The organism is Conexibacter sp. W3-3-2 (assembly GCF_009707605.1).
Classification (GTDB): domain Bacteria; phylum Actinomycetota; class Thermoleophilia; order Solirubrobacterales; family Solirubrobacteraceae; genus Paraconexibacter; species Paraconexibacter algicola.
In genome coordinates, this window is the sequence record NZ_WLYW01000001.1 from 4,079,457 (window position 1) to 4,094,049 (window position 14,593).

13 protein-coding genes are annotated in these 14,593 nt (G+C 72.0%); 8 read left to right on the top strand and 5 right to left on the bottom strand.

Going from position 1 to position 14,593, the window contains the following annotated elements; genetic code table 11:
* The first annotated feature begins 10 nt into the window (after positions 1-10).
* Positions 11-790, top strand: coding sequence for a Kiwa anti-phage protein KwaB-like domain-containing protein (locus tag GKE82_RS19535; RefSeq protein ID WP_196189341.1), 780 nt, complete (start codon positions 11-13; stop codon positions 788-790).
* Here GKE82_RS19535 and GKE82_RS19540 read toward each other — a convergent pair whose 3' ends face one another.
* Both GKE82_RS19540 and GKE82_RS19545 read right to left on the bottom strand, forming a co-directional pair.
* Positions 791-2,116 (bottom strand): IS256 family transposase, encoded by a 1,326-nt coding sequence (locus GKE82_RS19540; protein WP_196189050.1) that lies wholly within the window; start codon positions 2,114-2,116, stop codon positions 791-793.
* Between the two features lie 573 nt (positions 2,117-2,689).
* Positions 2,690-5,791 (bottom strand): DUF3427 domain-containing protein, encoded by a 3,102-nt coding sequence (locus GKE82_RS19545; RefSeq protein WP_309233716.1) that lies wholly within the window; start codon positions 5,789-5,791, stop codon positions 2,690-2,692.
* 214 nt (positions 5,792-6,005) lie between these two features.
* Between GKE82_RS19545 and GKE82_RS19550 the strand changes: the two genes are divergently transcribed.
* From GKE82_RS19550 to GKE82_RS27325, 3 genes are all read left to right on the top strand, one after another.
* On the top strand, positions 6,006-6,479 hold the full coding sequence (locus tag GKE82_RS19550) for a DUF2510 domain-containing protein (RefSeq protein ID WP_154734473.1): 474 nt from the start codon (positions 6,006-6,008) through the stop codon (positions 6,477-6,479).
* A gap of 80 nt (positions 6,480-6,559) precedes the next feature.
* On the top strand, positions 6,560-7,135 hold the full coding sequence (locus GKE82_RS27320) for a hypothetical protein (RefSeq protein WP_107568709.1): 576 nt from the start codon (positions 6,560-6,562) through the stop codon (positions 7,133-7,135).
* Positions 7,136-7,139: 4 nt separating this feature from the next.
* Positions 7,140-7,793, top strand: a complete 654-nt coding sequence (locus GKE82_RS27325) for an RNA polymerase sigma factor (protein WP_196189342.1) — start codon at positions 7,140-7,142, stop codon at positions 7,791-7,793.
* A gap of 499 nt (positions 7,794-8,292) precedes the next feature.
* Here the strand turns inward: GKE82_RS27325 and GKE82_RS31625 are convergent, their stop codons facing one another.
* Positions 8,293-9,195 (bottom strand): ImmA/IrrE family metallo-endopeptidase, encoded by a 903-nt coding sequence (locus tag GKE82_RS31625; RefSeq protein WP_154734475.1) that lies wholly within the window; start codon positions 9,193-9,195, stop codon positions 8,293-8,295.
* A 126-nt stretch (positions 9,196-9,321) separates the two neighbouring features.
* Here GKE82_RS31625 and GKE82_RS19570 point away from each other — a divergent pair, with 126 nt between their 5' ends.
* The gene (locus GKE82_RS19570; RefSeq protein ID WP_154735267.1) at positions 9,322-9,909 is read left to right on the top strand and encodes an HD domain-containing protein; all 588 of its coding nucleotides are present in this window, start codon (positions 9,322-9,324) and stop codon (positions 9,907-9,909) included.
* Positions 9,910-9,966: 57 nt separating this feature from the next.
* The gene (locus GKE82_RS27330) at positions 9,967-10,650 is read left to right on the top strand and encodes an SHOCT domain-containing protein (RefSeq protein WP_196189343.1); all 684 of its coding nucleotides are present in this window, start codon (positions 9,967-9,969) and stop codon (positions 10,648-10,650) included.
* Positions 10,651-10,659: 9 nt separating this feature from the next.
* On the opposite strand, the gene GKE82_RS19580 is transcribed toward GKE82_RS27330, so the two are convergent.
* Positions 10,660-11,736: a cellulase family glycosylhydrolase gene (locus GKE82_RS19580; RefSeq protein WP_196189344.1), complete on the bottom strand. Its 1,077-nt coding sequence runs from the start codon at positions 11,734-11,736 to the stop codon at positions 10,660-10,662.
* 144 nt (positions 11,737-11,880) lie between these two features.
* A complete protein-coding gene (locus tag GKE82_RS19585) occupies positions 11,881-12,654 on the bottom strand; it encodes a DUF429 domain-containing protein (RefSeq protein ID WP_154734477.1) in 774 nt (257 codons plus the stop codon).
* Positions 12,655-12,788: 134 nt separating this feature from the next.
* Between GKE82_RS19585 and GKE82_RS19590 the strand changes: the two genes are divergently transcribed.
* The gene (locus tag GKE82_RS19590; protein ID WP_154734478.1) at positions 12,789-13,826 is read left to right on the top strand and encodes an ATP-binding cassette domain-containing protein; all 1,038 of its coding nucleotides are present in this window, start codon (positions 12,789-12,791) and stop codon (positions 13,824-13,826) included.
* Positions 13,823-14,584 carry an ABC transporter permease gene (locus GKE82_RS19595; protein WP_107568720.1) on the top strand — a complete coding sequence of 254 codons (762 nt, stop codon included), beginning with the start codon at positions 13,823-13,825 and terminating at the stop codon, positions 14,582-14,584. Before GKE82_RS19590 ends, GKE82_RS19595 begins: the two co-directional genes overlap by 4 nt.
* The last annotated feature ends 9 nt before the right edge of the window (positions 14,585-14,593 follow it).

The window sequence follows — 14,593 nt, forward strand, 5'->3', positions numbered from 1 at the left end:
TCGTGCGGAGTTGGTCGTCGCCCTCAACGAGGACGACGTCGTGACGAACCTTGCCATGGCCTGGCGCAGCAGCCCGCCGCACTACGACGTGCAGCGCGTCGACATTGCGCAAGACGTCGCCTCCCAGTTCCTGACACTCGCCCGCGACACCGCCGGGGAGCTGACCCGCAGCAGTGAGGTCACCTACGACCCCGAGTGGCCGCTCAAGCACCACGAGCACTTCGAGCTGACCGGCGGCGAGATCCCCGCCCCCAAACTGTTCGACGATCTCCGCGACCTGCTCAATCAGCCGCGGCTGACGAAGAACCTGCTGACCAAGCCGCGGCTATACGCCGTCGCCGTGCAGACCAGTAAGGGCATCGCGCTGTTCGGCAGGCGGATGGCCTACCTCAAGGTCCTCGGACGGCAGCGCAGCATCTTCGCCGCCGTCTGGGATGGCGACACCTTCAATAAGCTCGACAAGAGCGTCGCCACGTTTGCCAACTCCTTCGACTGGGTGCTGTGGGACGGCACCCTGTCCGTTCTGGACTCCGCCGGCTTCCACGCCGAGTTCCGCGACAACAAGGCGATCAGAGCCCGGGTGGCCGAGCACGTCAAGGCCATCACGAAGGTCCTGGCCATCCAGAACGCCGACAAGTTCATCGAACGCTGCCAGAGCAGCGTGCCGATGGCCAGCAAGTTGGAGAAGGTCGCCAACGACGGCATCTGGAAGGAGCCCGTCGCGCAGCTCAAGACGTATGCGACGAGGATGTCCCGGTCGCCGTGGAACTTCTCGGCGGCGGTTCGGTGATCAGTGAGCGGGTGCGAGCGTAGCGGCCGGCTCGGGGGTCGTGGTGGACATGGTCGGCGAGGCGGTTGCGGAGCGTCGGGCGGCGAGGTCGCGCTCGACGGCGATCGTGAGTGTGGCGAGGTGGTCGACGCCGATGATTTTCCGGAACTGCTGTTCGGCTTCGAGCATGCCGGCGGCGGTCCATCTGAGGCACATGTCGCCGGACTGCCAGCGCTTCACGTTCCTGGAGGTGCGGCGGACGAACTCGATCATCGACTCGATCGGGTTCGTCGAGGCGAGGGTGCGGCGGAGTTGCTCGGGGCAGCCGAGGCGCTGCAGTGTGAGCGTCTCGGGGAGGCCTTCGCGCAGCGACGCCGCGGCTCCGGGATGGGAGTGGGCGAGTTCGTCGGCGAGCCGGTTGAGGCCGTCGAGCGCGAGCTCGTAGTTGGACTGCTTCCAGGCGGTGCGCAACCTGCGCTTGACGAGGTCGCGATCGGCCTCGGGGAGGTGGTCCAGGACGTTCCTCTCCTTGTGGCGGATGCATCGCTGGACGGGGACCGGGCCGAGGACCTGGTCGACCGCCGCGCGCAGCGCCTTTCCGCCGTCCAGGACGACCAGGACGCCCTGGTCGAGGTCCAGGCCACGGTCGACGAGGTCGGCGAGGAGGTGCCGGGCGACCGTCTGGTTCTCGGTGCTGCCGTCCCAGAGGCCGAGCGGGACCTTCACCCCATCGGTCGTGACCCCGAGGGCGACGACGCAGCAGCGGCCTTTGAGCTCGATCCCGTCGAGCATCAGCGCCGCCAACCGCACGTCGCCCAGGTCGCGCGACATGAGCGCGCGCAGGTGCTCGGTCGTGCGCCCGACGAACTCGCGGCTGACCGCGCTCTTGGAGGTCGACCGCTCGGCCGCGGTCACGTGCTCGCCGACCGGCTCCCGGGTGCGCGCGAACCGTCGCGTGGAGACGCCGGCGAGCATCTGCTCGAGCACGACCCGGGTGAGTGGGTCACGGTCGGCGAAGTGCGCGTAGGTCTGAAGGCGGATCTCGCCGCTGCCGTCAGCGGCCCGCACCCGCGGGCGTTGCACGCCGACACGCCGGCCGCCCAAGGTGACCTCGCCCGGTTCGTGGCCGTGGCGCACCGCGACGCGGTCCGGGTCGCGTCGGCCTTTCGGGCCGACGACCTCGGTGACCTCTTCTTCCATCAGCGTGTCCAGCACGCCGAGCCCGACGCCGACGCTCAACGCCAGCAGCCCGTCCTTGGCGGCATTGACGAGCTCTCCGAGCGCCTCCTGCACAGCGGGCGGCAGCGCGAGCTCGCGGCCGTCGGGGTCCTGCTCTACGTTCCTCACGGCGGTTCTCCTGTCTCGGATGGACTTCAAGCACCCGTCACGCTCCCAACGGGAGCGGACGAGGCGGGAGAACCGCCGCCTACAAAGTTCTACGAGCTACGGGACAACCTCTATGCGACCGACTACGACATCAACGTCACCTGGGACGGCGACGAGCTGGTCTTCGAGGAGGAGTTCGAGGCCCAGTGGGACATCCTCAAGCTCCTCGACGAGGACCGCACGCGCGGGCCGGTCTCCGGACGCCACTACGAGTCCTCCGCTAAGCGCGCCGTCTGAACCGAGCTCGCGCGTTCGGTAGGAAGCCGGCGACGTAGCCGCGCCGGCGGGCCGGCCCCGGTCGCGGGGGTGCCACGCGGCACCAGGCCGGCGAGCCCTCCGAGGCCGTCTGCGGCGGGGTCCAATTCGGGTCCTAAGTGAGCGTTGGACCCCGAGCTCAGACGAACTCAGGTACTCTCAGAGCCCATCAACGCTGGGTTTCTCACTCAGCGGAACCATCCCAGTGGCGCTGGGGTCAGGCGGTCGCGGTTCAAATGCTGTTTCCCCGACCGGCAGCAACGCCGGCCGCAACGAGTCCTACACCGCCGCGACGCTACGGGCCGTCTGGAACAGCGTCTCGGGCATTGGTACCGGTAGGCGCCAGGTGAATGCGACGGGGCGCTCGCCACGGTGCTCGACGTAGTCCGCGGGGCCGAGGAACGTGAAGGGCTGCGTCCCGAGTTCGGATTGCTTGCGCTCCCGGACGAAGAGCAGCACGTGCGTGCCGAGGGCCCGGTGGTTGATGTACCGCTTGACGCTCGGCTGCTCAGGTGTCTGGCGGGACTGGGATTCCCAGTGGAACAGCTCGCGGTTGATGGCGTAGTCGCGGTACATCGTCGTTGGGGAGTAGTCGCGCTCGGCCTTGTGAAGGTCGATGAAGAAGACGTCGCAACCCGACTCCCGCGCGAAGAGAATCCCGCCCTGCGTCACCTTCGGCTTGATGCCGCTGCCGTCGCCGAGCGCGGCGATGATCTCCTGCCGCGAGTACCGCGCGTGCACCGTCAGCGGGATCTCGGGCGCGAGCAGTGACGGTGCAGCGAGGGTGCGTGAGCGCCGGTCACAGACCTCGAGCAGCTGATCGAGCTCGACGATCAGCGCGCGCTCGCGCCAGAGCGCGTCGAAGAACTCGGTCAGCGTGGCGTGGCCGCTGCTGCCGGATCCGAGCCCCCAGGCGAGCATGGTGAGCAGGCGCTGGTGGCGTGCATCGAATTGCGCGAGGTCGGGCGGCGAAGCTGATCCAAGGACGCCGCGGTAGAAGGCGACGCGCTCGGGGTCGTCGATGTGGGTCAGGCGACCCATCGCGCGCAGCGCGACCGTCTCGTACGTCGGATCGTGTGCGGCGGGCGCTCCGAGCCCCGCCTCGCGCCGAAGGCCGGTCCAGCTTCCTCCGCGATACACGTCCTCGAGTCGGTGATCGTGTGCTGACAGGAAGTCCGCGAGCGTCGTCGTGTCTGGGGCCCCGCGGAGGTCGCTGACGAGCGTCCTCCAACGCGACCGTCGCGCCGCCGCCTTGAGGTTGTCCAGAACGATCTCGCGACTCTGACGGTCAAGATCGATCGTGCAGCCGGCCGGCAGGAACGGGAAGTCGTCCGCGACCTGCTGCGCGATCGAGCCGCGGCGCGTCTCGACGATCGCCCGCAGACGGTCCTCGAATCGGAACTCACGACGGTGCTGTCCGATGAGATCGATCACCGTGAGATGGCTCTTGGCTTCCGCGCGACGCAGGCCGCGGCCGAGCTGCTGTGTAAAGACGGTCGCTGACTGCGTCGGCCGGAGCAGCAGGAGGCAGTCGACGTCCGGGACATCGACCCCCTCGCCGAGCACATCGACGGAGAACACGCACCGCAGCTTCCCCGCGGCAAGTTCGCGCAGACGCGTCGCGCGTTCGGTGGGCCGATCGTCGCCCGTGAGCGCGACGCTCGGCAGGCCAGCCTCCGTGAACTTGCGCGCCATGTAGCGGGCGTGGTCCTTCGAAACGCAGAACCCGAGTGCCCGCATGGCGCCGGGGTCCAGCACGATCCGCTGGATCGCCTCGAGCAGTTTGGCGACGCGGCGGTCGTCGGCGGAGAGCAGGTTGCTGAGCTCATCGAGCACGTACCCACCGCGGCGCCAGGTCAGCTGCGAGAGGTCCGTGCCGTCGGCGACGCCGAAGTACTGGAAGGGGACGAGGAAGCCCTCATCGATCGCCTCCCACAAACGGAGTTCGACGGCGATGCGATGGTCAAACCAGACGGTGATGTCCTGGCCGTCGAGGCGCTCAGGGGTCGCGGTCAAGCCGAGCAGTTCCGCCGGCTCAAGATGCGCCAGGAGTCGGTCGTAGCTGGGAGCTGATGCATGGTGGAACTCATCGACGACCACGACGTCGAACGCGTCGCGCGGGATCTGCGCCATGCGATCAGCCTGCAGCGACTGGACCATCGCGAAAACGTGGCGACCGGCGGCCACGCTTCCGCCACCGTGAATCTCGCCGAATGCCCCGTCGCGGAGCACTGCCCGGTAGGTCGCGCGCGACTGCTCGAGGATCTCCTCGCGGTGCGCAACGAACAGCAACGACAAGTCGCGCCCTGCCTGCGCGCGCAGCTGCTTGTAGTCGAGCGCGGCGACGACCGTCTTGCCCGTGCCGGTCGCGGCCACCACGAGATTGCGATGGCGGTCGTGGCGCTCGCGCTCGACCATCAGCGTTTCGAGCATCCGCTGCTGATGTGGGTAGGCGCGGACGTCGAGGTTGGCGAACGAGATCGTGGAGGTCTCACCCAGGGACCGGCGGTTGTGCTCGCGCAGCGCCTGGACGAACTCGTCCCCGCGTGTTTCCGGGGCGTAGCGCTCGAAGTGCTCGGAGGCCCAGTGAGACTCGAAGGTCATGCGCACCCGGTCGATGACGTGGGCGGCGTCCATCGATGAGAGCCGGACGTTCCACTCGAGCCCGTCGAAGAGCGCGGTGTGGGAGAGGTTCGACGATCCGACGAACGCGGTGCTGAGTCCCGAGCGGCGTTCGAGAAGCCACGCCTTGGCGTGCAGTTTCGTTGTTCGCGCGTCGAAGGCGACCTTGACCTCTGCGCCGAGCGCGACGAGTTCGTCGACGGCGCGTTTCTCTGTGGCGCCCATGTACGTGGTGGTGATGACGCGCACGCGACCGCCGCGTTCGTGCACAGCGGCGAGCGCCTCGCGCACGTGCCGGACCCCGGACCAGATGACGAACGCGCAGATGAGATCGACAGAGTCTGCGGTCGCAAGCTCCGCACGGAGTTCGGAACCGACGTTCGGTTGCCCCTCGGCGTTGACGAGCAGGTCGCTTTGGCTGTACGGGGTCGCGGGGGGTGCGGGCAGATCGACCGGGGTCCCCATCGGAGAGCGGTCACGGATCCCTTGAAGGACGCGTGCCGGGAGGGCGACCTCGACGCTGTCGGGATCGAGACCGGTCAGTGCAGCGTTGAGCGCCGATGCCTGATCGTTCGTGTTGCGCGCGTCACTGGCCAGTGCCCGTCGAAGTTCTTGCTGCGCATGCCGTGCGAGGCGCTCAGGCGCTTCGGCCGGGTCGAGCGGCGCGACATCGACGAGCGCGGGATCGAGCGCTGTGAGCTCACGCTCGAGCGCATTGGTGATCAGGTGATCGCGCGGCCCCGACGGCGGCGAGGTCACGGGCGCCTCTCGACGGTCGCCGCGGCGGGGGAGTCGTACTGCTGTCGATGAGGGCTCCCCGCGGACACGTCGGCGCGAGCCTATCTCGTGCGAGCTGCGTCTCTTGCGTTTCGCCGACCGGCTCGCCTTTCCGTCAGATCCACGGCCCGCGCGACGACTCGCCTGCGCACGGGCGTCCGACCGGGACGGCCCTCGACCGCAGGAGATTCGACTCATGGCCAAGCAGCCCAAGCCCGGCTGGCATCCCGATCCGTCCGATCCGCTGAAGGAGCGCTACTGGGACGGAGGCACCTGGACCGACCAGTCGCGGGCGGCGGCGCCGGCGGCCCGGCGGCGTCGGGGCGGCACGCTGCTGAAGGTCACGCTCGGGGTCGTGCTCGGCGGCACGCTGTTGATCGGCGGGTGCGTGGCGCTCGTCGGCGCCGGGTTGTCCAGCGAGGAGACGGACGGCATCACGCGCACGCAGTTCGACGGCATCTCCCAGGGAACGCTCCAGCGGACGATCGAGGAGCGGTTCGGCGAGCCGGAGGACGCGCAGGAGTTCGAGTCGCAGATCCCCGAGCTCGGCGACGCGCCCTCGCGGTCGTCGTGCATCTACTACCCCGAGAAGGGCAAGCCGAGCCTGGAGGGGCAGTCCTTCCAGCTCTGCTTCGACGAGGGTCGGCTGACCTCGAAGAACGCCTACTGACCCGCGGGTGGCGCGACAGCGACCGCCGTCCTGGCGCGCCACCACTGTCAGAACACCTGTTCGCCTGACGACCGTGAGTCATGCAGCCCGATCTCCGCGTCACCATCCGCCGCGACGGCGTCGTCCGTGCCGTCACCTGGGGGCCGCATCTGCGGCTGTGCGGGCCGACCGCGACGCTGCTCGAGGCGCGCGACCGGGCCGGGGTCACGCTCGCTGACCTGCGGATCCTGCGCGACGAGGAGGACGGGCCCGCGACCGAGGTGATCGTCGAGCCGCTGACCGGCACCGGCCGTCCGGATGCGCACCGCGTGCTGGCCGACTGGGCGGCGCTGCTCGGCTACCGGCGCGTCTGGCTGCCAGGGGACGTCCGCACCCTCGACACCGTCGACCACGCGCTGGCCGGCTGCGGCGGCAAGGTCCAGACGCACTGCACGACCTGCCGCGGCCGGCTCGCCGACGGAACGCCCGCCTTCTGGCGCTGGGTCCGCACGCTCGGCTTCTTCCCGTGCGCCTGCCCGCTCTGCGGCGGCGACCTGCCGCAGTGGTCCGCCGTCCCCGGTGTCGTGCGTCGCGCGTCGGCACGGCCCGCGCCAGATCGCGGCAGCGCGACCGCCGATGTGGGAGTGTCAGACCTCCGGCACCCGGAGCGACCCTGACCTCGTGGAGCGACGCGCAGAACAGCTGATGAAGGAGTTCGTCCGCGCCCGCGCGCGCGGCGACAAGCCCGCGATGCAGCGCTGGTGGGGGGAGCTGCTCGCGCTCCAGTTCGACCGCCTGATCGCGATGGTCAAGCGCCACGCCCAGGGTGTCGTCTTCGGCTCCGAGATCGACGACGCGATCTCCGAGGCCGCCATGCGCATGGCCCTCAAGGCGTGGCGCCAGCACGAGGGCGACACGGTGGGATCCTTCAACGCGGCGATGTCGACCGTCTGCCGGTTCAGCTGCCGTGAGGTCCAGCGCAAGGCCGCGCGGGTCTCCAAGCGCCGCGGCGGATCGCTCGACGCGGTCCCGCGCGACGGTCATGAGGCGCCGGGCTGGGCCGACTCGACCTACGCCGACTTCGAGGCGGAGCGGCTGCGCGCCCACGCCGAGGAGGAGGAGCGCCGCGAGACGCTCGCCGCCGACCGCGACTTCGTCGCCTGGGCGGTGCCGCAGCTCCCCGGCCGCCCGCGCGAGGTGTTCGAGCTGCTGCTCGAGGGACGCACGCCGACCGAGATCATGGAGCGGCTGGGCATGGAGCGCAACGCCGTCGACCAGAACAAGAGACGGGCCGTCCAGGCCCTCCGCAAGCTCAAGGAGCAGTACCCGTCATGACCTCCATCGAGCAGGTGCTCAGCGAGTTCATCGAGGCGTGGAACAGCGGCCGGCGGCCCGACGTCGTCGCGTTCCTCGACCGCGTCGCCGCCACCGACCGGGACGAGCTCGCCGAGGAGATTGGCCTCTGGCTCGAGGTCGCGCCGACCCCCGACTACGACGACGCGACGCTCGCGTCGATCACCGCCGACCCGCGACTCCAAGCGGCGCTCGCGGCCGGTGCCGCCAGCGTGCAGCCCTGGTCCGCGCGCGTCCGCGCACTCCGGGAGAGAGCGGGGCTCGCGGTCGAGCAGGTCGCCGAGCGCATCGCCGCGCTCGTCGGCCAGCAGGGGCAGGAGGCCCGCACCGCCGCGTACCTCACCCGCCTCGAGGCGGACGAGCTCGACGAGCGACGCGTCTCCGGCCGGCTCGTCAGCGCGCTCGCCGCCGCCCTCGGCGCGGACCGCGACGCCCTGCTGCCCGGCCCGACGTTCACCGGGCGCGCGCTCGCTGCGCAGAACTACCGGGCCGAGGGCGAGGTCGACGCGTCCCTCAGCGCCGACTTCGACGCCCTGTCGCGCGCGGCCGCCGCCCCGGCACCGGCGCGCGAGCTCGACGAGATCGACCGCCTGTTCCTCGGCGGGCCCGACGCGTAGCCGACAGCGGCTAGACCCCGAGGCGCGCGAGCCCGCGCGCGAGCGCCTCGGGCTCGCAGCCCGCGAGCCGGGCGACGTCCCCGACCGACGCCTCGCCGCGCAGCAGCGCCCCGAGCCCACCGTCCGACAGCCGGGGGAGAGAGGCGCGGCAGGTCCGCCGGCGCGATCGCGGACAGGGCGTCCTCGTGCTCGGCGGGCCCGAGGCGCTCCCAGACCGCGAGGTGCTCCTCCGCGTCCAGGCGCGGCTTCAGCGCCGCGTCGCTGTCGAGCAGCCCGAGCGTCACGCAGCGGTAGAGCGCGACGTGCGCGCTCACCCCGAAGTGTGCGGCGAGCTCGACCACGACCTCGAGATCGACGGTCCGACCGCCCACCACGTCCACCACCCCGGGTCGCGGGGCGAGCAGCTCGGCCGCGAACGCGTTGGCCTGCGTCTCGGTCGGCGTCACCGTCTTGCCCCACATGGTCTTCGGCGTGTCGACGATCATCAGCTGGTGGTGCGCGCACCGGACATGCCCCAGCTCGTGCGCGAGCGTGAACCGCGACCGCGGCACGAACTCGTGCAGGTGCACCCACAGCATCCGCTCCTCGCCCAGCTGCCAGCACACCCCCTCGACCGTCCCGCTCATCCGCGTCACGTGCACCGGGATCCCCAGCCCGTCCTCCGCCAGCCCGAGCACGCAGCCGACCGGTGCGGCCGCGTCCAGGCCGAGCTCGGCGCGCAGCTCCCGCGCGCGCTTGGCACCACGATTGGTGTCGGGACCGGGCATCGCTGGGGCAGGCTACGCGACGCCCCGGGCGGTCCCGGACGCGTCAGATCCGCGCGGACCGCGACGACCCCGTAGAGGACACGACCCAGGAGACAGCCCATGCCCGAGCAGCACACCGACACGCCCCTGCTGACCGAGCGGTTCGACGCCGCGCTCACCTACGCCAGCGGCCATCACCGCCGGCAGCTGCGCAAGGGCTCGGGGATCCCGTACGTCGCGCACCTGCTCGCGGTCGCGGCGATCGCCCTGGAGATGGGCGCCGACGAGGACGAGGCGATCGGCGCGCTGCTGCACGACGTCGTCGAGGACGGGGGCGGACCCGCCGCGCTCGCCGACATCCGGCAGCGCTTCGGTGCCGCCGTCGCCACGATCGTGCAGGCGAACTCCGACACCGACGTCGAGCCCAAGCCGCCCTGGCGGGAGCGCAAGGAGGCGTACATCGACGGCATCGCGCACAAGCCGGTCGCCGCCGTCCGCGTCTCGCTCGCCGACAAGCTCCACAACGCCCGCTCGATCCTCCAGGACTACCGCCTCCACGGCGAGCAGCTGTGGTCGCGCTTCTCCACCGGCAGCGGCGACGACGTGCGCTGGTACTACGCGGCGCTCGCCGCCGCGTTCGCCGCGCGCGCCGACGAGCTCGGCCCCGGCGCCCGCGCCGCGCTCGAGGAGCTGCAGCGCACGCTCGACGAGCTCGACGCGCTGACCGGGCGCTGAGCGCGACGGGGCGGGCGCCCCGTGTCAGACCCGCGGGCCGGGTGGCGACTCCCGCGCATGTCCGAGCGGCCCACGACCGACGAGCAGCCCGACCCCGGGGTCGAGCCCCGCGAGGAGCTCGACCACCTCGCCCGCCTGCGCACGCTCGCGGAGCTCCACCGCGACGGCGTCCTGACCGACGAGGAGTTCGAGGCCCAGAAGCGGCTGCTGCTCCAGGAGCCCGCGCGCCGTCGGCGCCTGCGCCGGCCGCGTCGCCGCACGGTCGTCGTCGTGGGCTTGCTCGTGCTGCTCGGCGGCGTCGGCGGAGGGATCGCGCTGCAGCGCGCACACGACCGCGACGTGCGCGAGCGGCGCGAGGCGCGTGAGCGCGAGGAGCGGGCCACCGCCGCCCGCGAAGCGAGGGAGCGCGCGGCCCAAGAGGCCGAGCGGCGTGCTCGGGAGGAGCAGGAGCAGACCGAGAGGCTCGAGATCGCCGTTCGGCGCGACCTGATCCAGGACCTGCGCAAGTCCGTGACCGCCGACTTCCGCAAGCGCGTCAGCGAGGGCGTCCTCGACGGACCGATCCTCGGGACGACCTGCGACCCGGTCAGCGGCGGTGCCGACGAGCTCGGCGAGTCCACCGGCACGTTCGACTGCCTCGTCGCCACCGAGCGCACGAGCGCGGACGGCCGGCGCGGCTACCCGGTCGACGCGACCGTCAACTACACGCGCTTCTCCTACACCTGGCAGCTGTCGAGCTGACGCTCGCGCTCACCGCACGGCGGTGGCGAACGCCGCCCCGACCGCCCCCAGCGCCGGCTTGGGCGGGCGGTCCATCGCCATCAGCCCGTAGTTGTGCTGCGGGTTGGCGGGGTCGGTGCCGATGTCGCGCAGGCGGTAGACGAACACGCCGCTGGTGAAGTCGATGCCCCACGCAGGGTCCTGCAGCATCGCGATCGCGCGGCGCAGGTAGTCGGCCTGCTGGGCGGGGGTCACGCCGTCCAGCCAGGTCAGGCCGCGCTGGGTGCTCGTGTTCCAGCCGAGCTCGGTCAGCCACACCGGCGTGGTGTCGCGACGGGCGTCGCGGGTGGCGCGGATCGTGCGCAGGCCCTGCAGGAACGTCGCGCTCGCCCAGCGGGCGTCGAGCAGCTGCGCCGGGTCGCGCCCGTCGTTGTACGGGTGGACCGAGAGCACGTCGTAGGAGCCCTTCATCCCGGCGACGTAGAGGCGGTCCAGGAACGCGGCGTCGGACCCGGCGAGCGCGCCCGCCACCACCGGCAGCGTCGGCGCCGCCCGCTTCACCAGCGGGTAGGTCGCGCGCAGCAGCCGCACGTAGCTGCCGACCGGGTCGCGCTCGTTCCAGAACGACGGCATGTTCGGCTCGTTCCACACCTCGATGCCCGCCAGGCGCGTGCCGTAGCGCCCGGCGAGGAACGCGGTGAAGCGCCCGTAGTCGGCCGGGTCGCGCGGGCTCTTCAGGCTCACCTCGCGGGCGAGCGTCGGCCGGCCGCACGCGTTGGCGACCGTTCCCGCCCAGCACGGGGTGCGCAGCGGCGTGAGCAGCACCCGCACGTCACGCGCGGCCGCGCGGGCGACGAGCGCGTCGAGCCGGTCGAGGTACCAGGTCGCGTACTGGCCCCGGCGCAGCGGCTCGAGGCCCGACCAGTCGAGCGCCACCCGCACCGTCGTCGCCCCGAGCGCCGCCGCGGCGTCGACGTCCGCGAGCTCCGCGCTCGCCGGCTCGGTGAAGCTGATGTCGATCGCGACGCCCCGCTGCTCCAGCGGCACGGCGGCGGGTGCCGCGGCCGCGGGGAGGAGGCTGGCCAGGAGCGCGGCGAGGAGTCCCAACCGGCGGGCAGGCCCCCGACGCACCCCGACAGGACGACGGAGTGCGAACACGCCAACATCATCGGGTGCGACCGCGCCGAACCCGCGGATCGTGCCCGAAAGTCCGAACATCCGTCCCTTTGGGGCAGCGGCGTGGGCGTGCCCTCACTCCTGGAGCGAGCCGTCCAGTGCGTCCGCGCGCGGGACGTGGATCCAGCCCTCCCGCCGGGCCAGCTCGCGCAGCGCGTCCGGCACCGGCTCGCTGCGCCCCAGCGCGACGACCCGGGCGAGCACCGCGGTCACGAACGCGTCGAGCGCGTCCTCGCTGCGCGCGAGCAGCGCCCGCTGCGCCGCGTCGGCCGCCACCCCGGTCGCGTCGAGCAGCGCGGCGGCCAGCGCGGTGCGCGCCGGGTTCTCCGGTGTGGCGCCCCGGTAGCCGGCGGTCGGGCAGCCGAGCGTCGGCGCCCAGCGCACGAGCGCGGCGCCCGGGTAGACCTCGGCGACGAGGCCGCTGCCGTCGCGGTGCACGAGCGCCGGGTCGCGCTCCCCGATCGTGCGCAGCAGGCCCGCGCAGCGCAGCGCGATGTAGGCGATCTTGTCGGTGCTCACCGACAGCGGCCGTTTGCCCGTCTGCGCGATCACGTGCCGGTCGGTCTCGCGCAGGTAGAACGGCTCGCGCCCCGGGCGGTCACCCGCCGCGACCGGGAACCCGTCGCCGTCGTGGTGGGCGCGCACCGCGCGCACGAACGGCTCGGGCCAGCCGAACGGCGCGTCGATCGCGAGCAGCTGCACGCCGTCACCGGCGGCCGCGGCGACGATCGCCGCGTCGTCGACGCCGAGCTCCAGCCGCACGACGCGCGCCGGGCGCTCCCAGCCGATCTCGCACAACGCGGTCTTCTTGTCCTGCGAGGCGAGGTCGACGCCGAGCGTGCTCGTCATCCCGCGATCCTGACGGACCCGGCAGGACGCCGACCGCCACCGGGCGCGTCGCGCCGCCCACCCCGCCCGTGAAGATTCCGTGACGCCACGAACTAGGACAGAACCAGGCCACAAGCGGTCCTACGCTGGCCTGCATGACCTCCACTCCAGCGATCAGCGTCCACGGGCTGATCAAGTCCTTCGGGGACACGCACGCGCTCCGCGGCGTCGACCTCGAGGCGCGCCCGGGCACCGTCCTCGGCGTCCTCGGGCCCAATGGCGCCGGCAAGACCACGACCGTCCGGATCCTCGCGACGCTCATGCAGCCCGACGGCGGCACCGCGCGCGTCGCCGGCCTCGACGTCGTCACCCAGGCCGACGAGCTGCGCCGCACGATCGGGCTCGCCGGCCAGTACGCGGCGGTCGACGAGGCGCTCACCGGCCGCGAGAACCTCACGATGGTCGGCCGCCTCTACGGCGAGAGGCGCGCCGCCGCCAAGCGGCGCGCCGACGAGCTGCTCGAGCGGTTCAGCCTCACCGACGCGGCGGCGAAGGCGGCCAAGGACTACAGCGGCGGCATGCGCCGACGCCTCGACCTCGCCGCCGCGCTCGTCGCGCGTCCCGCCGTGCTGTTCCTCGACGAGCCGACCACCGGGCTGGACCCGCGCAGCCGGCTCGACCTCTGGGCGGCGATCGAGGAGCTCGTCGCCGAGGGCACCACCGTGCTGCTCACCACCCAGTACCTGGAGGAGGCCGACCGTCTCGCCGACCACATCGCGGTGATCGACCACGGCCACGTGATCGCCGACGGCACCGCCGACGAGCTCAAGCGCCGCGTCGGGGGCGAGCGCGTCGAGGTCCGCCTCACCGACGCCGGCCACGCGGGCAACGCCACGCGCGCGCTGCAGCCGCTCAGCGACGAGCCCGTCAGCGCCGACGGCGACCTCGTGCGCGTCGTGCCCCGGCTGACCGAGGGAGCGACCGTCGCGGTCGTCCGCGCGCTCGACGCGCAGGGCGTCGGGGTCGCCGACGTCGCCACCACGAAGCCGACGCTCGACGACGTCTTCCTGACGCTCACCGGCAAGCCGGCCGAGACCGCCGCGGCGGCCGCGACGACCGACCCGACCACCACCGGCGGCCCGGACGGGCCCGCCGCACCCCGGACCACGACCCGCGAGGAGATCCCCGCATGACCCGCCACATCTCCGACACGCTCGTCATCGCCGAGCGCAACCTCGTCCGGCTGCCGCGCACCCCGGACCTGATCATCGCCTTCACCGTCCAGCCGGTGATGTTCGTCCTGCTGTTCGTCTACGTGTTCGGCGGCGCGATCACCACGCCCGGCTACGACTACGTCGACTTCCTCCTGCCCGGGATCATCGTCCAGAACATCGCGTTCGGCGGGTTCATCACCGCGCTCGGGCTCTGCGAGGACCTCAACAAGGGGCTCGTCGACCGCTTCCGCTCACTGCCGATGAGCCGCGCCGCCGTGCTCGCCGGCCGGACCGCGGCCGACATGGTCACGAACACGATCTCGCTGCTCGTGCTCGTCGCCACCGGCCTGGTCCTCGGGTTCGGCTTCGACGCGAGCGTCGTCGAGATCCTGGGCGGCTTCGCCCTGCTGATCCTCTTCGGCTACGCGTTCAGCTGGGTGTTCGCGCTGCTCGGCACGATCGTCTCCACCCCGGAGGCCGCCAACAGCCTCGGCTTCCTCGCGGTCTTCCCGCTGACCTTCATCAGCTCCGCGTTCGTGCCGACCGACTCGATGCCCGCGGGCCTGCAGGCGTTCGCCGACGTCAACCCGTTCACCGTGATGGTCGACGCCATCCGCCACCTGTGGCTCGGCGACCCGTCGGGCAGCGTGCTCGGCGCCATCGCCTGGTCGCTGGCGATCCTCGCGGTCTTCGCCCCGCTGGCCGTCAGCCGCTACCGCAGCGCCAGCGCGCGCTGACGTAGGGTC

Bases quoted from the DNA above. Each gene is read 5' to 3' on its own strand.
- GKE82_RS19585 (WP_154734477.1), bottom strand. From the start codon at position 12,654: ATGACGAGCACGCTCGGCGTCGACCTCGCCTCGCAGGACAAGAAGACC.
- GKE82_RS27320 (WP_107568709.1), top strand. From the start codon at position 6,560: ATGCAGCCCGATCTCCGCGTCACCATCCGCCGCGACGGCGTCGTCCGT.
- GKE82_RS19595 (WP_107568720.1), top strand. From the start codon at position 13,823: ATGACCCGCCACATCTCCGACACGCTCGTCATCGCCGAGCGCAACCTC.
- GKE82_RS27330 (WP_196189343.1), top strand. From the start codon at position 9,967: ATGTCCGAGCGGCCCACGACCGACGAGCAGCCCGACCCCGGGGTCGAG.
- GKE82_RS19590 (WP_154734478.1), top strand. From the start codon at position 12,789: ATGACCTCCACTCCAGCGATCAGCGTCCACGGGCTGATCAAGTCCTTC.
- GKE82_RS19550 (WP_154734473.1), top strand. From the start codon at position 6,006: ATGGCCAAGCAGCCCAAGCCCGGCTGGCATCCCGATCCGTCCGATCCG.
- GKE82_RS31625 (WP_154734475.1), bottom strand. From the start codon at position 9,195: ATGCCCGGTCCCGACACCAATCGTGGTGCCAAGCGCGCGCGGGAGCTG.